The organism is Armatimonadota bacterium (assembly GCA_039679645.1).
Classification (GTDB): Bacteria; Armatimonadota; UBA5829; order UBA5829; family UBA5829; genus UBA5829.
Map to the genome: position 1 here is coordinate 42,873 of JBDKUO010000032.1, position 25,804 is coordinate 68,676.

The 25,804-nt window shown below is 49.3% G+C and carries 19 protein-coding genes; 9 read left to right on the top strand and 10 right to left on the bottom strand.

Annotated elements, in window-relative coordinates; translation table 11 throughout:
* The first annotated feature begins 29 nt into the window (after positions 1–29).
* The 3 genes from ABFD83_06600 (at position 30) to ABFD83_06610 (ending at position 7,178) form a co-directional block, all read left to right on the top strand.
* Positions 30–857: a C40 family peptidase gene (locus tag ABFD83_06600; protein MEN6356737.1), complete on the top strand. Its 828-nt coding sequence runs from the start codon at positions 30–32 to the stop codon at positions 855–857.
* 259 nt (positions 858–1,116) lie between these two features.
* Positions 1,117–6,495: a right-handed parallel beta-helix repeat-containing protein gene (locus tag ABFD83_06605; GenBank protein MEN6356738.1), complete on the top strand. Its 5,379-nt coding sequence runs from the start codon at positions 1,117–1,119 to the stop codon at positions 6,493–6,495.
* Between the two features lie 170 nt (positions 6,496–6,665).
* Positions 6,666–7,178 carry a Spy/CpxP family protein refolding chaperone gene (locus tag ABFD83_06610; protein ID MEN6356739.1) on the top strand — a complete coding sequence of 171 codons (513 nt, stop codon included), beginning with the start codon at positions 6,666–6,668 and terminating at the stop codon, positions 7,176–7,178.
* A gap of 65 nt (positions 7,179–7,243) precedes the next feature.
* Here ABFD83_06610 and tilS read toward each other — a convergent pair whose 3' ends face one another.
* From tilS to ABFD83_06640, 6 genes are all read right to left on the bottom strand, one after another.
* On the bottom strand, positions 7,244–8,605 hold the full coding sequence (gene tilS, locus ABFD83_06615; protein MEN6356740.1) for a tRNA lysidine(34) synthetase TilS: 1,362 nt from the start codon (positions 8,603–8,605) through the stop codon (positions 7,244–7,246).
* Positions 8,606–8,624: 19 nt separating this feature from the next.
* Entirely contained in the window at positions 8,625–9,812 is a 1,188-nt protein-coding gene (locus tag ABFD83_06620) for a cofactor-independent phosphoglycerate mutase (protein MEN6356741.1), read from the bottom strand.
* A 185-nt stretch (positions 9,813–9,997) separates the two neighbouring features.
* Positions 9,998–10,930: a phosphoribosylaminoimidazolesuccinocarboxamide synthase gene (locus tag ABFD83_06625; protein MEN6356742.1), complete on the bottom strand. Its 933-nt coding sequence runs from the start codon at positions 10,928–10,930 to the stop codon at positions 9,998–10,000.
* Positions 10,927–12,009, bottom strand: coding sequence for a threonine synthase (gene thrC, locus ABFD83_06630; GenBank protein MEN6356743.1), 1,083 nt, complete (start codon positions 12,007–12,009; stop codon positions 10,927–10,929). Before thrC ends, ABFD83_06625 begins: the two co-directional genes overlap by 4 nt.
* A gap of 95 nt (positions 12,010–12,104) precedes the next feature.
* Entirely contained in the window at positions 12,105–13,391 is a 1,287-nt protein-coding gene (locus ABFD83_06635; protein ID MEN6356744.1) for a homoserine dehydrogenase, read from the bottom strand.
* 8 nt (positions 13,392–13,399) lie between these two features.
* Positions 13,400–13,885 carry a biotin/lipoyl-containing protein gene (locus tag ABFD83_06640; protein MEN6356745.1) on the bottom strand — a complete coding sequence of 162 codons (486 nt, stop codon included), beginning with the start codon at positions 13,883–13,885 and terminating at the stop codon, positions 13,400–13,402.
* A 234-nt stretch (positions 13,886–14,119) separates the two neighbouring features.
* Between ABFD83_06640 and ABFD83_06645 the strand changes: the two genes are divergently transcribed.
* Positions 14,120–15,238, top strand: coding sequence for a hypothetical protein (locus ABFD83_06645; protein ID MEN6356746.1), 1,119 nt, complete (start codon positions 14,120–14,122; stop codon positions 15,236–15,238).
* A gap of 763 nt (positions 15,239–16,001) precedes the next feature.
* On the top strand, positions 16,002–16,622 hold the full coding sequence (locus ABFD83_06650) for a hypothetical protein (GenBank protein MEN6356747.1): 621 nt from the start codon (positions 16,002–16,004) through the stop codon (positions 16,620–16,622).
* A gap of 184 nt (positions 16,623–16,806) precedes the next feature.
* On the opposite strand, the gene ABFD83_06655 is transcribed toward ABFD83_06650, so the two are convergent.
* On the bottom strand, positions 16,807–18,150 hold the full coding sequence (locus ABFD83_06655) for a GGDEF domain-containing protein (protein ID MEN6356748.1): 1,344 nt from the start codon (positions 18,148–18,150) through the stop codon (positions 16,807–16,809).
* A gap of 669 nt (positions 18,151–18,819) precedes the next feature.
* Here ABFD83_06655 and ABFD83_06660 point away from each other — a divergent pair.
* Positions 18,820–20,085 (top strand): Glu/Leu/Phe/Val dehydrogenase, encoded by a 1,266-nt coding sequence (locus tag ABFD83_06660; protein ID MEN6356749.1) that lies wholly within the window; start codon positions 18,820–18,822, stop codon positions 20,083–20,085.
* A gap of 320 nt (positions 20,086–20,405) precedes the next feature.
* Here the strand turns inward: ABFD83_06660 and ABFD83_06665 are convergent, their stop codons facing one another.
* Both ABFD83_06665 and ABFD83_06670 read right to left on the bottom strand, forming a co-directional pair.
* A complete protein-coding gene (locus tag ABFD83_06665) occupies positions 20,406–21,473 on the bottom strand; it encodes a radical SAM protein (protein MEN6356750.1) in 1,068 nt (355 codons plus the stop codon).
* Positions 21,474–21,588: 115 nt separating this feature from the next.
* Entirely contained in the window at positions 21,589–21,780 is a 192-nt protein-coding gene (locus ABFD83_06670; GenBank protein MEN6356751.1) for a KGG domain-containing protein, read from the bottom strand.
* 282 nt (positions 21,781–22,062) lie between these two features.
* Between ABFD83_06670 and ABFD83_06675 the strand changes: the two genes are divergently transcribed.
* The 3 genes from ABFD83_06675 (at position 22,063) to ABFD83_06685 (ending at position 24,862) form a co-directional block, all read left to right on the top strand.
* The gene (locus tag ABFD83_06675) at positions 22,063–23,016 is read left to right on the top strand and encodes a hypothetical protein (GenBank protein MEN6356752.1); all 954 of its coding nucleotides are present in this window, start codon (positions 22,063–22,065) and stop codon (positions 23,014–23,016) included.
* A 9-nt stretch (positions 23,017–23,025) separates the two neighbouring features.
* Positions 23,026–23,877 (top strand): sugar phosphate isomerase/epimerase family protein, encoded by an 852-nt coding sequence (locus ABFD83_06680; GenBank protein MEN6356753.1) that lies wholly within the window; start codon positions 23,026–23,028, stop codon positions 23,875–23,877.
* A gap of 205 nt (positions 23,878–24,082) precedes the next feature.
* On the top strand, positions 24,083–24,862 hold the full coding sequence (locus ABFD83_06685) for a hypothetical protein (protein ID MEN6356754.1): 780 nt from the start codon (positions 24,083–24,085) through the stop codon (positions 24,860–24,862).
* A gap of 5 nt (positions 24,863–24,867) precedes the next feature.
* Here the strand turns inward: ABFD83_06685 and ABFD83_06690 are convergent, their stop codons facing one another.
* Entirely contained in the window at positions 24,868–25,437 is a 570-nt protein-coding gene (locus ABFD83_06690) for an acyloxyacyl hydrolase (protein ID MEN6356755.1), read from the bottom strand.
* Between the last annotated feature and the right edge of the window lie 367 nt (positions 25,438–25,804).

Sequence of the window (25,804 nt, forward strand, 5' to 3'; positions counted from 1 at the left end):
CCGAATCTGATTTCTGGAGTTTATTCGGTTTGATTCGCACTCTTACCAATATTATAATCGCACTATTTGTGATTACACTTCTGCCGAGCGCATCTTTATGCGCTGCGGATACGCTTACTCTCAGCCTGGAGGCTCCCACACTCGGCTCGACGAAAGCGACGGAGAAGTCAGTCCCCACAAAGAAAGCTAAAGGATCGACTAAGCCAAACACCGTCAGGGTGGGGCGTGTAGGGATAGTCAGCGCAGCTTCTGCGTCCATTTACCATGCCAAGTCATCAACATCCGCCAGGTTTGCGACAGTCAAATCCGATACTCCCCTTGCGATTATAAAAGAGGAGGATGGGTGGTACGGCGTGCTGATGTCAAATGGTCAGACCGGCTGGGTCAAGCAGGCGTTCGTCAAAGAGACCGGCTATGAGCTGGTCGCCAAGAAACCTCTAGAGAGAGGCGCGGGCACATCTCGCGGTGGTCAGGTGTCGCGTGCGGACACATGGCTAAGTGACCTTGTACGCACTGCTTCTCAGACCTCTGTAGCCCGGTATCTCTATGGCGGGACCAATCCTGCAACCGGTATGGACTGCTCAGCTTTCGTGCGTATGGTTTTTGGTCAGTATAATATCAAGCTTCCGAGGACCTCGCGTGAGCAGGCTCGAGTCGGCGAGACAGTGCCTTTCGATCAGCTCAAACCTGGCGACCGGCTATACTTCGCCTGCCACAACCCCTATATAGACCACTGTGGCATATACGCCGGCAACGGCTATTTTGTGCACTGCTCTGCTACACGAAACGGTGTCGGAATAGACAGCCTCGCCTCAGATTTCTTCTGGCGCAGCTTGGTAGTCGCAAAACGCTCCTGATAGACAACCACCACATAGTTAATCCTCTGCCTTTGTCAAGAAGTCAATCATTTACTGCGCACATTATGTTCCCCGATAATTAAAGATATCATCATACTATCTTTGACAATTAGCGTTGTCTGGGCTAAATTACAACATGCTCATGAACAATGCTGCCATTTGCGCACGAAAGGAAGTGATTGTTTAGACCGCAACATCGCACATATATTAGCAGCACACTCATGGCCAATCTCGCAAGAACTACTATAGGAGGCAACTCATGGAAGGAAAGTCTCGAATTTTGGTAGTATTGGCAATTTGTGTTTTAATGCTTTGGTCACTGCCGGTCTACGCTACTGTCTACTACGTAGACTCGGCCAAACAGGATGACACCGGTGATGGAACGTCCTGGGCCACCGCAAAAAGGACTATTTCGGCGGCCATAACTGCCGCATCGGGCAGTGGTGATATATGGGTTATGAATGGAACCTACCAAGAGCCAATTACGCTCAGCAATGGAGTTAATCTTTATGGCGGCTTCAATGGGACAGAAACCAGCATCGATCAAAGGGATGAATTCCCAAGGGCAGAACCAGATGACGAATATTCAAACAGCGTTCTGGACGGAGAAGTCTCAAGAATAGTCGTCAATGCGCCAGTAAACTGCACGTGCGTTTTCGACGGTTTTACAGTAATTAACGGTTATTGTCAGTCAGGGAACTACCCTGGTGGAATGTACTGTAGATCAGGATCATCGGTCAGAATCGTTAATAATGCGTTCATAAACAACGTCGGCATTTATGGCGGCGGGCTTTATTTGGAGAGTGTAGCCTCAACGACTTTTGTAGATAATAACATGTTTTCTGAAAACTCCACAACTTCCGGGGGAGCGGGAGCCGGGATGTACGTTAGGCTTGCACCCGCTACGATTACTAACAACAATTTTGTTGGCAATACCGGAACCGCACTAGCGCTTTACGCAGCTGGTGCAACCAATATCAAGTGGAACGTTTTTGACGGAAACTCAAGAGGTATCTATGCCGTTTGGTCGACAACAGGGCTAATCGCATACAACACCATAAAAAACAACTATACAACGAGTTGGGGAGCAGGAATATTGTGCCAATGGGCTGGCTGCAATCCCACAATTGCGAACAACCTGATTATTTACAACACTTCAGAAGGTCGAGGCGGGGGCATTTTCTGCGATGAAGATGCACCCAAGATTATCAACAACACGTTTGCATACAATTCAAGCCCAAGTTGGGCAGGTGCCGTTCAGTGTTGGGATGCTCCGGATGCTGTAATAGCAAATAACATTATTAGTTATAACGATTCTTGGGGTGTCATTTACGAAGGATGTACCCCGCCGTTGACTCAGAACTGCGTATACGGCAACTCACAAGGTAACTACTACCCTACAAACATTCCACACAGCTCAGACATCAATATCGATCAACTCTTCGCAGATGCAGGCAACGGCGACTACCGGCTGACGTTCAATTCTCCCTGCATAGATGCAGGTGATGACAACGCAGTGGAAGAGGACTGGACGGATTTGGGCGGCTATGCCAGACAAATTGATATTCTCTCAATCAGCGGCTCGCTTGTGGATATCGGGGCGTATGAATACGTTGATGACTCTGCGCCCAGCACGCCGACTGTTACGGCTGTTGGAGCACAAAATGGTGCTTATACAACATCCGATGGCGAGTTGCAATTCACCTGGACAGCAGCCTCTGACGCTGAGTCAGGCATAGCCAAATATTGGTATGCCATAGGAACCTCCCCTGGTGGCACAAACACCAAGGATTGGTCGGAGGTTTCGGCGAGCACGCACGAAGCAACAGTTACGGGTCTGAGTCTTGCCAACGGAACCACTTATTACATTTCCGTCAAGGCCGAGAACGGCGCTGGGCTTAAAGGCAGTGAGGGAACGGACGCGATACAGTGTAATGTCTCGTATTTGGTAATTCATGTGGATGCGTCCAAATCTGATAACAGCGGTTCAGGAAAGAGCTGGGCGGCTGCAAAGAAAACTGTCCAGGCTGGAGTTGATGCCGCTTCATCAGGACAAGAAGTATGGGTCAAGGCAGGTACTTATAACGAATGTATTACCCTAACGTCTAACAGAAAAATGTATGGCGGGTTTGCCGGAATGGAGACTCTAAATACCCAGCGTGATTGGCTCAACAATATCACAATACTTGACGGCACAGGCAAAAATAATGCCGTTGTCACAGCCTTTTACGGTGATATCAACACGGACACGGTAATCGATGGTTTTGTAATTCAGAATGGTACTGGGAGACCCGATGGAAACTCACGCTTAGGTGGCGGAATCTTCTGCCAATGCGCCTCTCCAACCATCAGCAACAACGTGATCCAGAATAACAGTGTAGCAGGCCAGTCTGGTGCGTCTCATGCATATGGAGGTGGTATATACACATTGGGTTGTTCACCCCATATAACTAACAACGTTATCCTAGACAACACCAGCACGCCGTCATCCGCCACATATGTCTTAGGTGGTGGATTATTCCTCAATGGTGGCGCACCAGTTGTGCACGGTAACTCAGTTGAGTCTAACACCGCGACTGGTGGAGGTGGTATCTATCTGTCTGATTGTCCCGCTACTATATACAACAACGATATAGTTGGTAACACCACTCCAGATGGTGGATATGCGGCAGGCATAGCTACGTATCAGTCCAACGCCAGTATACTTGGAAACAGGATTAGAAACAATATTAGTGGTGGTCAAACTGGTGGCGTTGTTATAAACAGTGGTTCACCTGTGCTTGCAAATAACGTAGTTTCCGACAATGAGGCGTATACGTCACCTGGCGCTATCTTGTGTAGTAACGTTACTTCGGCTGTGATTGCAAATAACACTATCGTGAACAATAAGGCTCCATATAATACTTGTGGTGGCGTGTATTTTTGGAACTGTTCTCCAACTGTCGCTAATAATATCGTTGCATATAACAAGGGCGGCGGTGTAGATAAAGGATCCGCAACTCCAGTATTTCAGCATAATGATGTTTATGGCAATGTCAGTTATCAGTACTCGTGGACTCTAATTCCTAGTACTGACATCAGTGAAGATCCACAGATAGTTAACTACAATCAAGACTACCACCTTCTTAATGGATCTCCCTGTATAGACGCAGGATACGACAGCGTCGTGGTTAGCGGATGGACCGATTTCGATGGCAACGCCAGACAAATGAATATTCTCTCCACTGGGTCGCTTGTGGATATTGGTGCTGATGAGTATACTTCCAGCCAACCTTACGACAAACCCACAAAGCCGGTAGTTACAGACTATGGTCAGTATTCTGCCAGCACGACACAACTCCAGGCATCGTGGACTTCTTCAACTTCACAGTCTGGAATTGTCAGATATGAATACTCCATCGGCAAATCGCCACTTGGACCCGGATATGGTTTGCTTATTGACTGGACATCCAACGGTACAAACACCTCTGTGACAAAGTCCGAGTTGACTCTCGTCGAAGGTGGACCTTATTACTTCTATGTCAGAGCGCAAAATGGTTTTGGCGTTTGGAGCGATATCGGAATCTCCGATGGAATACCGGTGACACAACAGGAAGCTGATCTGGATCTATTTATAGGTATGAGTGATTTCAGCCAGAGCATATATACCAAGAAGTATGGCGGAGACACTTATGGCGATTTATCAACAACATATGATCAGGTTGAAAATGGGTGGCAACGATGGATTGATAGTTCTCTTATGCTCTTTGACGAGAACGATCCTAATGAATACAATACATATATAGTAAATATGTCTCAGTCTGGCTCTGATTGCAAGCAGAACATGCAGATGATGAACATTACTGGTGACACCAATGTTGCGATGTTGATTCGAACACAGACTCCAGTAAACGGTAGCACATCAATTAATGATCAGATGCTGCGTGTTGGAGATACAGCATATTTCTGGATTGACGGAGTTGGAAAGACTGGCTGGAACGGACAGGATGTTATAGCCAAATTGTTCAGTAATTTGAACGATGACTATGGGACCACTGTAACAGATATAATAGGTGATTTAGGCATTGAAGATAATGAGCATGTAATAGCAACAGGAACAAGCTGCTTCACAACGTATATTCAGTTGCAAGCTGTACGCAATAGTAATGTTTATTCGCCTTCTCTGTCTTTCTCCAATGCGCATTTGAATATCAAGCGCTCGGGTGTGATAGTAAAAGAGTGGATACCTTATTCTCCCAATCGAGATATCAAAGTCCAGTATTTCGGGTGGCACAACTTCAGTTATAATGCAGGGTTAACTTACAACTATCGTCTTGCAGCACAGAACTACGATGAGATTGTTACAGGCGCAGCTGAATATCCGTATTATGCAAGTCTGAGAGAACTAAACCCGGATATCAAGATTTACCTGTATGTAACCGGCTGTGCCATCTATAATCAAGGAGATAGCAATGAATGTGACCGTTGGAATCTATCACCTTGGGCTATGAAAAATTTTGTCACCAATCATCCTACTTGGCTGTATCCTGATAGTAACAAGGGGTTAGAAAATGACCCTAAAGGCACAGATACGACTTCTTATATGTACCAATATCTTAATGAAGGTGGACAGTCCGACAGGTTTCTCGTCGACATCGGGACAAGTGATAGCTTTGCAGATGCATGGGCCGCAGCAACAATAGAAAAAGCTCAGCATCTAGGAGTTGATGGTGTAGCAATAGATGATGTGGGAATACTGCGAGATCTTTATGAAGCTAATGGAGATCCTGACATTGATAATTCCGATGGTGTTAACCGATATGCTTGGCAAGTGCAGCACTTTGTTCACAGGGTTGTGCCTTTGCTTAAAAATGCAGGACTAACTGTGATAAAGCTAAAATGTCAGGATAACTGTGATGGGTCGGCGTCTGTGAACGGTGATTATCCTCTTAGATATTTCGATCCTAACTGGAAGCCGGGCGCAGTTGAGCAGCAGGAAGGTTATTTTGCACAATATGAAAACAACACTTCACTTAATACACCCGATGCTATGTGGTGTGAATATTCTTTTGTTAAAGCAGACAACGGCTGGAATTGGGACTGGGATGAGTATTGGCTCAAGTGTTTAATTGATGCCTCTATTGTGGCAGGCTGGAATACTGACCTGTCTAAGGACGAGATGAAATTCATCCAATATAATTCGTCATGGTGCAGCAGTTACACGGATACCGGCATGACTGAAGCTGAAGCTCAAAGCAGATGGATCAAGTTTACTCTTGCAAGCTATTTACTCTGCCAAAATGAATTCACCAATTTTGGCTTAAGCACCAACAGTTACAATTCTTGTCCTGATGTGGACTTTACTGTAACCAAGAAGCTCGGGCTACCGTATGGAGAATTTGGCAAGTTAGATGAAGACAACGATTACTTCCTTTACAGAAACTACATATCTGACGGTAGTTCTGGCTCTTATGGCGGGGTAGTGGTTGTAAATGGAAATTGCAGCAGCGATATGACATTTACACCAACTGATCTCGATTCGCAGATGCTTGTGTATGATGAGGATGGCACTTCTTACGGTTATGGAGGCGACTATTCGTCAATTTCCATTCCGGTACATACCGGCATGATTTTCTTCAGCTCTGATCCTACACAGTAAAAACCTCAAAACAAGGGGGCGCTCACTTCTCGTGCCCCCTTTTCCTCACATATTTATCTGGGTTTTCAAAGGTGACCAGCGTCCTCGTTCCATATTTCAGCATTTGCGGTTAGAACAGCCTCCCAACGGGTATAGTTGAGCACAGATCAACAACAAGGAGGGCGCTTGTAATGCGAACCAGGATTATTGTAGTGGCATTGATTGTCGTGCTTGCAGTTGCGGGAGTTGTTATGGCTCAGGGTCCTAAAGGCGGCATGAGCAAAGGTATGGGCATGGGCATGAACTGCCCTATGATGGGTTTAGGTCCAAAGATGATCAAGGAACTCGGCCTGACGGATGATCAGGTAACCAAGCTCCGACAGATACATACCGATTTTATGACCGCCACGCAGTCCACACGCGATCAAATCAGAACAAAAATGCAGGAGATGGCACAACTTTGGACGACGGATGCCACTGCCGATCAGCTCAAAGCAAAACTCGACGAGATCGATCCCTTGAAGGTCGAACTGCGAGACGCCGCAATAGATTCCGCGTTGAAGGCACGGTCAGTGTTCACTGATGAGCAGCGAGCAAAGGTCCGGCAGATGATAAAGGATAAGACAGAAGACGGCATGGGTATGTCCATGGGTCTCGGAGCTTGCTGCGGTGTAGGGTGCCCAATGGCTGAAAGCGCCAAATAATAAATAATTGCGTGTGTCGGTCATAATGATCGGCACACGTTTATTCCAAGACGGGAGGGCGAAGCTCACGCTGGGCCAATTTGCAAATGTATTGCCCGTCGCGTATGATGCGATATCTTTCCGATATCCGAACTTACAACCCCTGCTACCCACAGTATCTTTTCATCGTCTACGACAATAGCTGTTTTCGCCCGCTGTTGCCTTGGAATTTTCTTGTCGACAAATACATCCTGCAGCTTCTTGCTCTCCGCCATGCCCAGTGGTGTAATCCTGTCGCCCGGCCGGATGCTTCTGACTCTCAGAGCGCCTTTTATACTTACGCAGTCTATTATCGCCTCATCGCCCGGCAGTTTGGATATTATAGGCGTTTCCACGATTTCAGCTTTGATCGTGCTTGCTATCTCTGGGATATGTGTAATGCCCGGCACACACAGCTGCCTGTCGAAGCTCTCAATAGTCTCTCCAGCCTGCTCCAGTTCTATCCCAAAGCGTTCAGCTTGCCTGACGGCATATATACGGCCTGTCGGCAGAGTTATTTTGAAGTCCTCTTTAGTCCGCAGAGCATCCAGCACACGGTCTATCTGTTCAAGCGAGACGTCCTTCAAGTCACCTTTAAGCGATTCTATTTCAGACCGCAATATCTGCCTCTGTATTGCGACAGGAAGTTCAGCAAAAAGATCGACATCCCATGCATCTCGATAGACGAGCCCGACCTTAATATTGTCTGCTGACCGTGCGATAAAGTCGTTTGTGTCCGATGCGATATCAGCCAGCCTAACCAGCGCTGATCTTATCTGTGAGTTGTAGCCGGATTCGAGCAGCGGCAGCAGTTCATGCCTGATCCTGTTTCGCGAGTAGACTGTGTCCATATTTGTCTCATCCACTCGAAAAGGCAGTGTGTGCTCTTTGATATATTCTTCAATTTCGCGGCGGGTCGTGTGGAGCAGCGGCCTGACAATATTGCCTCTTATCGGTTTGATAGAGCTGATTCCGTCAATTCCCGCGCCTCTAATGATATTGAACAGAACAGACTCCGCGCGGTCATCAGCGTTATGACCTACTGCAATCTTATCAGCGTCCAACATTGCAGCAGTATCCTGCAAAAACTTATACCGAACAACACGCGCCACGTCTTCAAGGCATGTCTGCATCTGTGTTTTGATACTGGGAATATCTACGCGCTTTGTTGTGCAATTCAGACCAAGTTTATATGCAAATTCTTTTACAAACTGCTCGTCAAGATCAGACGCCTCGCCTCTTATCCCATGATTAAGGTGAGCTACATGCAGACTGATGCCAAACTCTTCCGAGCGGGTGTGTAGTGAGTGGAGTAGGGCGATAGAATCCGGTCCACCGGAGACGGCGACAAGGACCTTATCACCCTTATCGAACATGTGATGATGCTTGGCGGCTGAGAGGATATCCATATATCGGTTTTACCCTCGGCTATTGTTCGAGAAGCATTTTCATCAAGTCAGGAGCAAAATTGACTTTCAGCTTGGTCTCATGCACGGCGCGCTCATCGAAGGGCAGGTTATTGGCCTCCGGCTTTGTTGAGTCGAACAGGATGAACGGCACGCTGTTTGATGAGTGCGAGCCGGTAGCTATAGGTGTCGGATGATCAGGCATCAGGAGAATGCGCGCATCCTCGCCGGACTTCTTGAGGCCGTTCAAGATGGTGCCCAATACCTTCTCATCGCACTCCTGAATAGCTTCTATCTTCTTATCTATATTGCTCTCATGTCCGGCCTCATCGGGCGCTTCAACATGCACCCAAACAAAGTCATACTTTTTGAGAGCCTCGACTGCATATTGACCCTTGCCCAGATAATTCGTGTCAACATATCCGGTAACCCCCGGCACATCGATCACATCAAGACCCACCATTCGGCCAAGTCCTTTGATAAGATCGACCGCTGCAACCACCGCGCCGGGCATTCCATACTGCTTAACAAAACTGGGGATCGCAGGCGGCCTACTCTCACCCCAGAACCAGATCATATTAGCGGGTAGTTGTCCCTCATCCTTGCGGCGTCTGTTGACCGGGTGGTTGTCGAGGATCTCAAACGAATCGAGTATCATCTGCCGCAGTTTCTGGTCACCGTCGCCTTCGGGCATATGCTCCAATATAGGCTCATCTATAATCTTATAAGGAGCGGCGCAGTGCACTTCAGCAGAGCCGCCATGCCAGACCATTATATGTCTATAGCTGACGCCGGGGTAGAACTTGATGACATTCGTAGAAAGCTTTGCATCCACAGCCTGGATAAGCTCGTGAGCCTCCGGCGTGCTGATATGCCCGCCGCTGGACTCGATCATTTTAACGCCGTCAGTTGAGACCAGGTTGGTCCTGAACACAGCGTCGGAGGTCTCTACAGGGATACCGAGACTAGCGGCCTCGATTGCTCCGCGCCCGGTGTAATATGCCTTCGGGTCGAAGCCGAGAATTCCCATATTCGTGACATCGCTGCCGGGTGTCATGCCGGTTGGAGTCGTAATAGCAGCCCCGATCTGTCCGAGCCTTGCGATTTCGTCCATATTGGGCTTTTTAGCCGCCTGCATAGGTGTCTTGCCGTCAAGCTCCGCAAGCGGTTCATCAGCCATGCCATCGAATATAATTAGTAAATGTTTCATGATAGGTTATGTGTTTGTGTGTTATGAGTTTTTTCGGATGGTCCGGGATTTGAATCCCGGACCCTGTATGGGGGATTTTAATCCCCTTGAGTTGCTATCATTTAGGGACTAAAGTCCCTTATACATGCGTCGGGGATTCAAATCCCCGACGATCATGTAATAAACGATCATGTAATAAATAATAACTAAAGACTTTTGCCCGTAATTCGCCGATAAGCTTCGCGATATTTATCAGCAGTCTTCTCGACTATCTCCGCCGGCAGTTCCGGGCCCGGATAAGTCTGGTCCCAATCCAAAGTCAGCAGATAATCGCGCACGAACTGTTTATCGAAGCTCGGCTGGCTCTTGCCTGGCGTATATGTCTTCGCGTCCCAGAACCTCGACGAATCGGGGGTCAGCACCTCATCTATCAATATCAGACGTCCGTCCAGCATACCGAACTCAAACTTGGTGTCGCAAATTATAATTTCCTTACCGGCCGCATATTCTGACGCGCGCTTATAAACTCCGAGTGAAGCGGCTTCGAGTTGTCTGCCGAGGTCATTACCGACGATCTCACATGCCTTTTCCGCGCTGATATTTATGTCATGGCCGGTCGATTCTTTCGACGACGGCGTAAACACAGGCTCAGGCATTTTCTGCGACTCGACCATATTCGACGGCAGCGTCACGCCGTGGAGCACAATCGCATCGCCATTGCCCGATGCGGCTCGCATTGCGGAATACTCTTTCCACGCCGAACCCGCCAGATAACCGCGCACTACACACTCAATGGGAGTCGGCGCTGCCTTGGCTGTTATCATCGAGCGCCCATTGAGCATCTCGCGATAATCTTCAGGGTTTGCGACGCTGGCCTTACCTATTCGAGCAAGTATATCGTTTATATCAGCCGAGATCAGATGATTTTCAATCAGGTCTTTGGTCAGGTCGAACCAGAAGAGAGACATCTGGGTGAGGACTCTGCCCTTATCGGGGATACCTGTCGGCAGCACGACATCAAAAGCAGAAAGCCTGTCGCTTGCGATCATCAGCAGGCTGTCGCCAAGATCATATATATCGCGCACCTTACCCGTGGCGTGCTTTTTGAGACCCTTGATATCGGTCGTCGTCACGATCATACCAGCTTCATCTCCTTTGCCACCGCTTCAGTGTCCGCAGGCAGCTCGATGAACGCCGGGCAGATTTCCATAGCCCGCTTGGGGTCCTTCAGCCCATGGCCTGTGAGAATGCAGACTATCTCGCACTTCTGGGTAAAGAATCCTTCTTTCGCCTTCTTTATAATGCCTGCGACTGATGCGGCAGACGCAGGTTCGCAGAACACGCCTTCGGTTGCGGCCAAAAGCTTCTGAGCCTCAGTGATCTCTTCATCGGTGACCTTTTCGATCAGCCCACCGGACTCGTCTCTTGCAGCCTCTGCAAACTTCCAGCTTGCCGGGTTGCCTATTCGGATTGCAGTCGCAATCGTCTCCGGATTGGGGATCGGGTGACCCTCGACAATCGGAGCGGACTTCGCGGCCTGGAAGCCGAGCATCTTAGGCAGACGGTCGATAATTCCGGCCTCTTTATATGCCTTGTAACCCGCCCAATATGCCGTTATATTACCGGCGTTGCCCACAGGAATGGCATGATAGGTCGGCGGATGACCCAGATCGTCGCAAATCTCAAACGCGCCCGTCTTCTGACCCTCGATCCTGTATGGATTCAGAGAGTTGACCAGGGTGATCGGATACTTGTTGGTGATATCTTTAACGATATTGAGAGCATCATCAAAATTGCCGTCGACTGCTATGACCTTAGCCCCGTGCATCATCGACTGCGATACTTTACCCAGCGCAACCTCGCCCTTGGGCAAAATCACCGCGCACACAAGTCCTGCGCGCGCAGAATATGCGGCAGCCGACGCGGCGGTGTTGCCTGTGGATGCGCAGATTGTCGCTTTGCTTCCGGCTTCGACCGCTTTGGTTATGGCCATGGTCATACCGCGGTCCTTAAAGCTGCCTGTCGGGTTCATACCCTCGAACTTGACATACATCGTGATCTTGTCGCTGATCCGGGATGCCAGCCGGTCCACGCGGACCAAAGGCGTGTAGCCCTCGAGCAGCGAGACAATCGGCGTAGTCTCGGTTACAGGAAGGAACTCCCGATATCTTTCTATCAGCGGCAGGCGCTTAAAACAGGCTGTTTTGGGGTTGGTCATAACCATGGTTTTGCTCCAAATTATTTATAGCTATCTTTTGATCGTTGAGTCATCGCCTACGATCATACGATACACGATCAACGATCAAACGAATTTCATTCTTCGACTCTAATCCAACTGCATATCTCGGTCACGACCGGCAGATTGCGGATCGCTTCGAGCGCATCCGCCATATCGGGTTCTTTGGCGGTATGCGTGAGAATGACGATTTCAGCCTTCGCATCCGGCCTCGAATTCTGAATAACCGAAGATATGCTTACCTTATGATCTGCGAGCTTACTTGCGATAGACGCCAGCACTCTAGGCTTGTCTTTAGCAAGGATTCTCACATAGTTCTTGCAGCTCACGTGCTCCATACCCAGCATCTCGCGGTGCTCGTAGCATGTGCAGTGGAAGTGGGATGTCGAGCCGTCGTTTATGTTTCTCGCGATGTCGATCACGTCTCCGACCACTGCGCTTCCCGCTGCAAGCGAACCTGCGCCTGGTCCATAGAACATCACTTCGCCCACGGCGTCGCCCTTCACCCAAATGGCGTTCATAACACCATTTACACTTGCCAGCGGGTGCTTTGCGGGCACGAAAGTGGGGTGCACGCGCGCCAGCATTCCGTGATCTTCCTGCTTTGCAATGCCCAGCAGCTTTATCACATATCCAAGCTGTTCGGCATAGTTCATATCCTCTGCAGAAATCTTTGTGATGCCCTCGCGGTAGACTTTCGATACATCCATCCGGCTGGTAAATGCGATAGATGCAAGGATCGAAGTCTTGTATGCGGCATCGTTTCCTTCGATATCGGCAGTGGGGTCGGCTTCAGCGTAGCCCTTGGACTGAGCGTCCTTGAGCACGTCCGCGAAGTCAAGCCCTTCCTCGCGCATCTTTGTGAGTATATAATTCGTCGTCCCGTTAACTATTCCCTTGACCTCAAGTATCTGGTTACCAGCAAGGCAGGCCTTAAGCGGGCGTATAATAGGTATTCCTCCGCCCACACTGGCCTCGAACATAAAGTCCAAACCCAGCTCGGCAGCCTTAGGCAGAATATCAACGCCTTCTTTAGCGATCAATTCTTTATTTGCAGTCGCCACGCTCTTGCCGTTTGCGAGCGCGCGCAGAATGAAGTCCTTTGCGGGATGGATTCCGCCTATTGTCTCGACTACGATATCGATCTCTGGGTCGTCAAGGAGTTCATTGGCATCTGTCGTCAGTACGGACTTGTCGACCTCAACTGGCCGAGGGGTTGTGATGTCAAGATCAGCGATTTTCTTCACGCAAATCCTGGACCCTACTTTTTGTGCGATGGAGTCTTGATTATCGAGTAGAATCTTAACGGTCCCTGCCCCGACTATTCCAAAACCAATTACACCAACATTAATTACATCTTTCACGGCTAAATCTACTCCTCGCCGACTCTAACTCTTACCAATACATCCCCTTCATGAACAAGTGTGCCATTTTCTATGGGGATATCGACCACCACTCCGGCGATCTCGCTTGGTATGGGGCTGAAGACTTTCATGGCTTCAATGAGACCGACTTCCGTGCCAACCTCGATGCTGTCGCCAACTTCAACAAAAAACGGCGCATCGGGCGATGGCGCTCTATAAAATACACCAACAAGCGGGGCGGTGATATCTACGATATTGCCCTCAAACTCCGCTTCTGCCTGCTCATGTTCTTCTTCCACATATTCTTCAACTTGCTCGGGCATCTCAGCGGGACCAGCCGCCTGCACGATCACAGGTGTCGCTTGCTTGGATGAAGTGCCCTTAACAGTGATCGAAAGACCGTCGGACTCGACTGTCAGCTCTTCAAGATTGTGCGACTCGACCAGTTCAAGCAGTTTCTTGACCTGTGATACATCTATCTCAAGTTTCTCCAACCAAGCCCTCCCAAGCATAAACCAGCAAAAGGACGAAATCTATCCGTCCTCCTGCATACCTCTCCGATGGGTCTATGATAGCATTCGATTTTATAGGGTGTCAAGGCAAATCGGAGCTTATGAGGACGTTCATGCAATTCTTGTCGCAGTTGGAAGGATATTCATATATAGAGCGCATAGAATACATAGGGCGGTTGCTGCCGTCTCAAAAAAAGAGAAGAGGTTTCGCACTCAATGAATAACAGAGAGCGCACACTTGCCGTTCTAAACTATCAGGACTATGATCGTCTTCCCCTAGTGCACTTTGGCTACTGGCATGAGACGCTTGCCAAATGGGCGGATGAGGGTCATATTACCCATGAAGAAGCGCCAAACTGGGGCGATGGCAACGATATAGACAAGGCTATCGCAAAGAAACTTGGCTTTGACTTTGACTGGGCTGTCAAAGTCGGCAGCTATACCGACATTACACCGACTTTTGAGAGAAAAGTAGTCGAGGAAATGCCGGACGGCTCTCGTAAGGTAGTTGATCCTCACGGAGTAATAATTTTAGAAAAAGACGATGCAGGCTCGATTCCTATGGAGTTCGACCACCTTCTAAAAGGCAGAAAAGAGTGGGAGGAGTATTTCCTGCCCAGGTTGCAGTTTACGCCGGACCGAGTGTGGTTCGGTGAAAAAGAAAAAGCCATGCTTGAGGTCGAAAACCCTGCCGATATACGAGGAATACATGTAGGCAGTCTTTTCGGCATGATCCGCAACTGGCTCGGTCTGGAGGGTACGGCCTATCTTCAAGCCGACGACCCTGAGCTTTTCGACGAGATCATAAACACAGTCGGCGAGCTTTCCTACAAATGTGCTGAGGCTGCGCTAAAGATCTCAAATGCTCTGGACTATGCTCATTTCTGGGAAGATATCTGTTTCAAGAGCGGCCCGCTGATCAATCCTCGCGTCTTTGAGAAAAAGATAGGTCCGCACTATAAGCGCATTACCGACTTGCTGAATGCGAATGGAATCCACTTAGTCTCTCTAGACTGCGACGGCAAGATAGACGAGCTTGTCCCGATATGGCTCAAAAACGGCGTGAACACCATGTTCCCGATGGAGGTCGGCACATGGAATGCGAGTATCAAACCCTGGAGAGAGCAATACGGGCGCGAGCTGCGCGGCATAGGCGGAATGGACAAGAAAGTCTTCGCGTATGACTATGCTGCAATCGATGCCGAAATTGAGCGCCTTAAGCCTCTTGTCGCTCTTGGCGGTTATATCCCTTGTCCTGACCATAGGATTGCGCCTGACGCAAAGTGGGAAAACGTTCAATACTACTGCGAGAAGATGCGCAACGCCTTCGGATAGTCAAAAGCTAGATAGTCATGAGGTTTGCTCGGGGCGCGACATTTGATCGCGCCTCTTGCTAAAGCTTACGCCATCCAGCCGAGGCCGCCTGTGCATTACAACAAGAAAGTAGTCCCTCAATTGTCAACTGCAATAAATACGCATTTGCGTAAAACGAACTGAGCGTGAAATTGGGATATTTGAGCGTGAGGAGTTCGTTTTTACGCATTATTCACGAAATGCTCTCGGAGCCCGGATTATGCGGGAAACGCATAATCCGGGTTAGCTGTTTTTATATATCTGTAATTCTTTCCTCTTACAATGATGCTTCGCGAGCGTATGCTCCGAAGCGCCTGCGTGATGCTTTGGGACATTCGTCCGCGACGCTGAAATTGTTCCTACATAATTATAAGACGGCTTCTAGGCCAAAATGTGGTTAACAGACCATGGTATTTCAACTAAATGTTGTTCACTATTTGTGAATCTGCCGGTTTGCGCCTTGTGGCAGGCAGCGAATTGACGCAAATATACGATGATAGTCTCTAAACATTCAAGATTGATATTGACAGCCTGGCTGCTTGTGGATAGAATGCAAGCAAGTTTGTTTTAGTGCTTGACTCTTTATTGTATTAGATGTGTTAGTTAGATGGTGGATATTTGTCGGCAGTGCGGAATCGGCTATTGACCGAAATCATGAATGAGGCAGATTTATATGTACATTCTATTCAGTCTTGTTGCACTTATCTTACTGTTACCGGCTTTGTGTTATCGTTTCGAGAGGCGAATGGTATGGCCATACAGCAGTCTGGGAGAATTGCCACTATACCCTGACACAACAGGCTACGGTAATCGTTGGATCAATGATGCATTGGAGGCCGGCTTTTGTTTTTTGGGTTGGGCATCTGATCTAAAGGGGAAGATGTATAAGATGAGTTATGCTATGCTGGTTTCTCGTGAGGGCGATTGCCTTGCAGTGATAGGGTTTGGTTATGTCTTGAATGTGCGTGTCCAAGGAACTACATTATATTGCCAAGCAACTAACGGTAACGTGTTTTACACTTCAGACAACCAAGCGTTAATAGAGATCGATTTATCACGAACATGGCACAGCCAATTAACGCAGGCATTTACTTTCTCAGACCTCCTGAAATATCATCGAAAGATTCTCAGCACTAGTGGCGCAGTAGTTCAGATGTTTACTGCTGGTCGAGAGATCGAGGAGATGAAAAGGCTCCGCGAGCAGCGTTATCAGTCATTATCTAAGATGGGATTGATAACTTATACCGATGCATTATGTGAATACTGGCATTATACAACCTATGGGGCTATCAGGGTGGCGTTTGTGAACTATTGGATTGGCATGATGAGGAAATTGACTTTTGGACGTATGTTTAAGAGTGTTTAATATCGAGACTAATGGTATTTGGGGCTGATTTATTTTGTAGCTTCGGACAGCAATGAAGAGTAGCCAACCAAATTACTATTATAGTATTTAGTCTTAAGTTCGGGCTTTAAGTTCGGGCTGGATATCCGATCCAGCCCGAAACGCACTTTGCGACTTCAAATTGCAGTTTTCTTAGCTGCTGCGTTCAGATATCGCTCTCGACCTGCGGATTATCTATTACTTCTTCTTCCGGTTCCCGAGACGGCGCGATCTCTACCTGCCTGTTTACTGCGTCAAGCAGTGCAGCGGCTGCAGCACGATAGTGGTCACCGCGTCGAACAAGCGCGCTTCCGGTCAGTTTGACAGACGACCTCGGATGCACGTATACAGCAACCACGTTGACAATTTCATCATCTTTGCCTGATTCCAAGACAGATGCATCCTCAACAATAATTCCGTGATCGGGTGCCAATGATTTGCACACTGCTCCGGCAGTCGCTTCGGCAAAAAGTTTAATGATGCTGTCTTCCCCTGCCGCATATCCGCTCGATTCACGCGTAAACTCATCCTTGCCTCTGCCGAGTGTCACGCTTACACTGGCTTCAGTGCCGGAGCTTGTAAAGCTGATAGTCCTGATTTTTAGTCTGGATGCGCGCCCAATAATCTTAGCTGATACGATTTCATCTGCTGTAGACGCGGCTTTTACGGACGCAGGTCGACTCTCTTCAGCGCGATGCGGTTTGCTCGCGGTGCAGTTCTTGCTTGCGCGTGTGATCAGGTCGTCGATTGTGGCGGCATAGTGTATATCCTCGCGTTCCTTTGTGCGCCTTCCACCGAACATTCCATATGTAGTCGTGACGCCTTCTATCACTTCCGGGATGTCAATCTTTGAGATTCTTTCCTTGAGTATATTTGCAAGGGCAATCGCCTCATCTGCATGGCGCACGGTCACAATGCCGAACTCGTCCCCGCCATACCTGCACAGAAGTTCGAGGTCGGGGTCGGTGCCTTTTTTGAGCACATCCGCCACAGATTTGATGACCGTGTCGCCGACCACATGCCCATATTTTTTATTGAAGACTCCGAACTTGTCCAGATCGAAGAGAATAATACTGATTTCCTGGCCGCTCTTGAGCGCATTTATCGCCCATTCACGAAAAGTGTCGGACCATGGCAACTCTGTAAGTGGATCAAACGAGCGCCCAAGCTCGGAAATCAAGTCGCTGCGTGAGAGTATTCCGATCATCTGATCGTTTTCCATCACAACAAGGTGCGTAGCTCCCGATCTCTGCACCACTTTGAGCGCATCGTACGTGGAGATGTCCGGGCCGATAGTCGTGAACTCGCGGCTCATCACTTCCTCGACCGGTGAATCTTCAGGCTCACCGATGAGATCGTAGAGCGTCACAAGCCCGATCGGTCCGCTGCTTATCACGACGGGCAGTGCGCCGATATTATTACCTTTTATAAATGTGACGGCAACCTTGACGCGAGTCGACGGCGTGACCCAGACCACATCGGGTGTCATCAAGTCTCTTACGGTTTTCATATAGTCCTCAAGGGATTGTATTGCAATGATCGTGCCTTTAGTGCTGTGCGGATTACCTGTTCCGAAAGACGCGAATAAGGCGGGGTCACGGGCAGATTGCCGGAGTCCGCCGGATCAGCTTCCATGCTTTTTCCGTGAAGCCGTTCCGTCGGCATTGCGAGTCCAATTTTATCTTTATTCGTGTTCGCATGTCAATGAAAAAAGTCGGCTAGAATCGGTTCAGTTTTGTGGGAATCAAAAGAGCTCAGCAGGAGCCTCGTCCTCCCGGCACGCTCATTATTGGGAGGGCGAGGCTTCCGCTGAGCCGAAAATTATGATGTATGATGGGTAAGGATCTCCGAATCCTTACCCGAGGACCAGTGCCGGATATCCGAATCCGGCTATTCCTGCAAAGGTTGCGGGGTTCGGAAACCCCAATTCGGCAATAAAATGGCGATTCGGAGATCGTCACCTATCATGCGCTCACATTTTTTGTAACTCGTGCGTTAGCCCTGCTCGACAAGTATTGACTCCTTATTATTTGTGAGGTATAATTCACCTGGCAGCATTGTGGCTGTCCTAATGTTGCGGGCACAGAGGCCTCTCCTGATATTTGGGGAGGCCTCTTTTTTCGGCAGTGTCGCCTGAGCCGCCTGCGAGACTTACTTCCATTGAAGGAGGAATGCCGAAATGACCAAGCAGTCAGTGGCCGTAAAGGCCAACCCGTTCGAGATTGCGCAGGCGCAGCTCGACAAGGCAGCCGCAAAGTTGAGGCTGGACCCGGCAGTTCATGCGGTACTACGAGAGCCGCTCCGTGAGCTGCACGTATCGCTGCCGGTAAAGATGGACGATGGCACCGTCAAAGTTTTTAAGGGGTTCAGGGTTCAGTATAACGACGCCCGAGGCCCGAACAAGGGCGGAATTCGCTTCCACCCCGAGGAGACGATCGATACCGTTCGTGCCCTCGCGGCATGGATGACCTGGAAGACCGCCGTTGTCGACATCCCGCTTGGCGGCGGGAAAGGTGGGGTAATCTGCAACCCCAAAGAATTGTCCGAGAGAGAGCTTGAGAGGCTCAGCCGGGCATATATCGATCAGGTTGGGCGCATTATCGGGCCCGATAAGGACGTCCCTGCTCCCGACGTCTATACCACTCCCCAGATCATGGCCTGGATGATGGATGAATATTCCAAGATCACCGGCTATAACAGCCCCGGCGTCATCACAGGCAAGCCTATCTCTGTCGGCGGCTCGGAAGGTCGTGGAGACGCTACCGCCCGCGGCGGAGCATACTGCGTTCGTGAGGCCGCTAAGTATCTCGATATCGACCTCAAAAATGCAAAGGTCGCGATCCAGGGGTTCGGCAATGCCGGTCAGTTTGCCGCTACACTCTTTGCGAGTCTGCTCGGATGCAAGATTGTTGCCGTCAGCGACACAAAGGGCGGCGTCTACTGCGAGAACGGATTTGATCCTGAAGCCATGGTTGCTCACAAGCTCAAGACCGGCTCTGTAGTCGGTTTCCCGGGCACAAAGCCCATCACCAATGGCGACATTCTGGAGCTTCCTGTGGATGTGTTGGTTCCGGCAGCTCTAGAAGGAGTGATCACGGGCGATAACGCGGCAGATATCCACGCTAAGATCATTTGTGAGCTTGCCAATGGTCCTACTACACCTGAGGCAGACGAAATCCTCCACAAGAACGGAGTATTCGTAATTCCTGACTTCCTGGCTAATTCCGGTGGTGTTACTGTTTCCTACTTCGAGTGGGTACAGAACGGCACCAACTACTACTGGGAAGAGGACGACGTTCACGTCAGACTCGACAAGAAGATGACCAAGGCTTTCAATGACGTGCTGGTAATGGCAGGCGACTATAAAGTCGACATGCGCACCGCCGCATACATGGTCAGCATTCAGCGCGTGGCCGACGCCATGAAGCTTAGAGGCTGGGTGTAGAACCAAGCAGTAAGTAATAATAGTAAGATAATAGGGCTCGGGTCATGTTGGCCTGAGCCCTTTTTACGTGTAAAAGGAAAGTTTATACTTTGTAGGCGAATGCCCCGACAGGTGGTAACAAACACATGTAGGGATGAAGCATTTGCCGATCACGTTTTGTTGTCTTTTCAAATTCAGTTGCAAATGCTTCACCCACAACATGGAACTTTGATGGACAAGGTTCTCCGAATCCGGTTTGAACCCTCAATGTTCGGATGCGATATCCGATCGCGTCCGAAACAGAAACTCGCAATTTCAGATTGCGATGGCCGGTTTCTTGTTCATTTGTAGGGTGTATACGCGCAGTACGGTTCTTCGGATAGATAGTCGCCTGTGCGCGCATATGCACGCGCCCTGCAGCCTCCGCATACGCGCGAGTATTCGCATCTGCCGCACTTACCTGTCAATAGCGACGGGTCCCTAAGCTGCTGGAAAAGCTCTGAGCATTCCCATATCTGCTGGAATGGCTCCTGCAATACATTGCCTGCGCTCACAGGAAAATATCCGCACGGGTAAACATCGCCCTTATAAGACACAAAACACACTGCGCTCCCAGCCAGACATCCCTTTGTTTCAGCAGTAAGTGGGTGCCCTTCATGACCCTTAGCTCTCCACTCTCCACTCTCCACTTTCCCTCTCTGCTTTACCACCCTGAAATAGTGCGGTGCGCAAGTCGCCTTGAGATTGATGGGTGCTGACTTGGAGGAGTCGTATATCCAGTTGAGCACACTCTCGTATTCATCGGCGCTGATCATTTCATCCTCCGGTATTTCTTTTCCGCAGCCGGTAGGCACCAACATAAATAGATGCAGCGCGCATGCCCCGCCGGATATAGCCATATCCAGTATCTGTGGAAGCTGTTTGATATTTGCGCGCGTGATGGATGTGTTGATCTGAAACGGCATATCCACGCTTTTAAGATGCTCGATCCCTGAAAATGCCGAATCAAATGCGCCTGCAACTCCCCTGAATGCGTCATGGCATGCAGCGTCGGCTCCGTCTATGCTTACACTTACCCTCTGAATTCCTGCTGCCTTGATATCCTTTGCCGAACTCTTATCGAGCATGGTCCCATTTGTGGCAAGGACCATCCGCAGTCCCAGTCTTGTTCCACATGAGGCGATGTCATATATATCGGGCCGAACCAGCGGTTCGCCTCCGCTGAGGACTATAACCGGCTTCGCGAAATCAGCTATGGCACGCAGCAACTCGCGGCTCTGCCCAAGTGTAAGTTCATTGGAAGGACGGTCGCCTGTCGCTGATGCGCGGCAGTGCCTGCACTTGAGATTGCATGCGGACGTGGTCTCCCAAAAGACCATTCGCAATGTGTTGGGTTGAGCAATTGGCATATGTCTAGTTTACAACTTGTGCATTGTGCAGTGCAAAATTATGACAAATGGCGAACCGGGCTATACCGATCCGCCATTTGCCGATAGCATATTTAGAGCAAGAGAGTTTACCGGCTTAGGACTGACTCTTCTTCTTTCGTCCGCCGCCGTGACTGGCCTCGCCGCCTTTTCGGCCTGCGACGCGCGCCTCATCGCTAGTCCACTCATGGGCCGTACCTTTCTGATGAGCGGCACGACCTCCTTTACGAGCGATCTCTCTCTGCTTTTCGGGGTCCATGGAGGCGAACCCCCTAAGCCGAGTGGACATCCGGACACCTCCCTCCATCCCTGAACTGCGAAATATGGCCGAGCAAACCACCAGATAGCTTTTACCCCAGCCTGATAAGCGCTAAACTGAGCAAGGTTAGTTATTTTTTCTTGAGTTGACCAACATTTATGGCAACCTGCTCTTCTGATAGCGCATTTTGTGACGGATGATGTTTGAGGGAACATGAAATAGGGGCAGTCGTCTTGTATAATAGTGGCTGTGGAGTTCGCCGCGTTATAGGGAATATTTATATTGTTTTGAGTCAAAGGAGCAATAACAAGTATGAAAGTCCGTATTGTGATTATAATGGCTGTCTTTAGCGCGCTTTGTATGCCTGCATTTTCGGAGAATCCTCTGATGATGCCTGCTCCGCCCCCATTTTCGGCAAATCATGCTGCCCAAGCGCTCATAATCGGTCCCGGGGATTCTATGACTGCTCCGAAAAACATAACTGGAAAAGTCATTCTGATAACAAATCTCCCTAAAGACATTCAAGCCTCCGAGGTCGAGTTGTTTGTCGATAGCAATTCAGTCGGCAAGGCGAACGCAAGACCATATAAAATCGAGCTGGACTGTTCCACATTCTCCAGCGGAGAGCACGTAATCAAAGCTGTTGCAAAGAGTAGTTCAAGTGAGCAGGTCTGGTCGGCATCTACGAAAGTGCGCATTGATTCAGATTCGTCGCCTGCAGCGGGACCGCGTGATGTCACTCCTGCCGAGCCGCTAAAAAAGTCGGATACTGCTTCATTTGAGCCTACAAATCGACCGGGCATACCAATGGAACCGAACGCTACATACACGAGTGATAAGCATGGCTTTACGATCATGTACCCGCAAGGGTGGACCGTAAAGGACGAGACCTCCGAAATGAACGGCAAGAAGTCGTCCGACGATCTGTGGCTTGTCATAGGAGCGCCGCCGGTAGTGGTAAATATCCATTGCAAGCAGCTTGCTCCCGGCACCAGTGTCCAGGTTTTCGCTAAGTACAACCCGTATGTGCAAAAATGGGAGCGCAGAGCTGTTGCGGACAGCCCGGCGTTTGTCACCACGGACGGCAAGCCGGAGCTTGGTCGGGTGGTGCATCGAGTGATATTTATCAAAAATGGATGCTCATGGATGGCGAATTGTATCGATACATCAGGCGGCGATTCCCGGAAGACCGCGAAGCTGCTTGAAGATATGCTGGAAACTATTCACATGACCGGCCCGCAGGTAAATATAACGCCGGTCAAATAGAGGTAACTAATGGCATTCAAATACGCTGCATCGACTGTAATGATGCCCGAATTCCGTCCTGAAGAGGCCGCGCCTATTCTCAAAGAGCTTGGCTATGACGGCGTCGAATGGAGAGTCCATACTATACCGGCGCTGCCCGAAAAAGTCTCGCATGCAAACGAGGCGACACTAAACATCGAGACAATCGTCAAGAATGCCGAGAGTATACGTGTTCTTTCCGAGGATAATGATCTCGATATTATCGGGCTGGGCACGTATTTAAGCTATAAGTTTGTCGATGAGATCGAGATGTGCATGGAAGCTGCGAAGATAATGGAATGCCCTTCCATTCGCGTGTCGCCGCCCCTCTATAGCGGGTCGGTAAACTATAACGATCTCTTTGAGGAAGCCGTTGAGGGTTTTGCAAAAGTTGCGAGTCTGGCTAAACAATATGCCGTAAGAGCAAATGTGGAAATCCACAACGGCAATATATGTTCCAGTGCTTCTCTTGCATACAGGTTTGTTTCGAATTTCGACCCGGATTATGTGGGGGTAATATACGACCCGGCGAACATGGTCTGCGAGGGTTATGAAAACTGGCAGCTTGGGCTTGAGATGCTTGGGCCATATCTGTCGCACGTTCATGTCAAAAACATGGCATGGGTGGAGCACAAAAAGACTGACAACGAGAGAGTCTGGAGGAGCACAGCAGCACCGATGAAAGATGGCTTTGTGCCGTGGCGATGGGTTGTGCATGTGCTCGACAAGGTCGGCTACAAGGGCTGGATGTCGCTGGAAGATTTTACAGATGGCGATACAAAGGTCAAACTTGCTGATGATATCGGATATTTGAGATCAATCGAGAATGATTTAGGCCTGTGACGTAACAGTAAGTGCCAGCTTTCTCGGGAGGGCGAAGCTCCCGCTGAGCCAAGATCACGTAACGCATATAGGCTAGGCGGGAGCTTCGCTGCACTCTTACCCTATGACACTTCAGGATGAGCAAAGACGTATACTACTGTATACCTGAAGAGCAAATTCCAGGGTTTCATAATCAGTCATTCCGAACAAATGTGAGAGATCTACTTTGAACCTGTTGAGACTTGTTGAAATATTGCTGTTGCTGGCGCTGCCTGCTTGTGTATCAAATGCCTACTCGACTTGTGAGCGTGACTATTCAAAACCGCCTTTGTTTGACGCGATAGGAGCCACCACACAAGACGGCGCGAAGATATTCAGCGTCAAAAAGAAATCATGGCATCCGCCGCACTGCGTCAAGGTGTGGACAACCAAGTACAAAGGTCGAATCTACAGAGTCACTCAGCTTCCCAGGTGCGAGCACGTCGAGACACTCATAACTTACAGTTCAAGCGGGGAAACACTCGCGCGAGCAAAGAAAAGGTTCGGAGGGATTGCGGTCTGCACCGGCAGCTTTCATCATCCGCAGTCATATTGCCTTGCCGACTTCGTTCAGAAAGACGGTGAGATTATCTCGTCCGCCAGAACCGGGCGCGCTATAGTCACCATCAATCATGACGGCATACTCGGCATCTCCGATGATTATTGCTCGATCAAAGGTCAGTCGGGTATAAGTGCGCTTGCTCTTGGCCAAAGGTTGATTCCGCTGATGCGCGACGGCTTCTCGCTTTCATTCATGAACCGGATAACAGAGCGCATGGCGATTGGTCTCAACGATAATTTCATTTTTCTTGTGCAGAGCAAGACCAGCATATGGCGTCTCGCCGGTTTTATGAAGCGCAAGCTGCCATGTAAGACTGCCGTCAACTCAGACGGCGGGCATGTCGTGCGCGGCAGGGCTCCAGTTCACATTGTTTTTCGCTGGAAAACGAATGCCAGGACGCCGTAGCGTTATCAGCGAAACCACGAGTAACCAAGCGCGATCATGCTTGCGTTGACCCCTAAATTGGGGAGTTTAATGCCGGCGTTGGATGTGTGAGAGAAGACATATTCGATTGTGAATGCCGAGTTGGAGCTTGTGGAGTGTTGGAAAGTCAGACCAAGCTGTTCGGTGAAGTTGGTACGGGTACCCTGTTGCGCTATGCTGTCTTTGAAGTGCATTATGCCTATACTGAAATCATAGCCGAGCGCACTTTGACCTCTTACGAGAAAGTATCTTCTGTAACTGCCCGTCGTCCATAAGGCCGAGTTGTCGGAACTGCTTCCCTGCAGATCACCATAACTCAGATTTGCTGCAAGCTGAGTCCTCGGTGATGTGAAGATACCATACCTGAGCTTTACCGTGTCGAACGAAAAGCGGTCTTTTGTAGCATCGGGTATCTTGTGGTTTTCACCATAGCCCATAAGCAGCGTGATTTCGCGCTGGCCTCTTGTCATCGAATCGAACCTGAGCGGATCGGCATGCAGCGGGCAAATCCGCATACAAAAAGCAGCAGCAATAACGAAATATAAGACCTTGCGCATTATGCGCTCCTTTCAATAAGCAACCGCACACACATATACTATCCATAGGATGACATACAGTCAAGAGCCCAGGGCAATCGCATTTTAATTTCGTGTTTGGAAAAATGGTGCCTTTGCGACTAGAAATCTCAGTGTCCGAAGGGACACTTCGTGTTTTTCTTAGCCGCGGTTTTAACCGCAGAGGCCAAAACAAGGTGGATAGCATTTTGATGCGTTCGCCTTGTCTCGCCGGTTTTGTGACAGGGCGAACGCATCTTAAGAAATATGTCTCCGCTTTGTTCGGGCAGATTTATAATCTGCGCCGAAAAGGGCCAAATGGCATCTCTGATGCCACTACCTGGCACTTATATGCAGGCTTAGCGGTTAA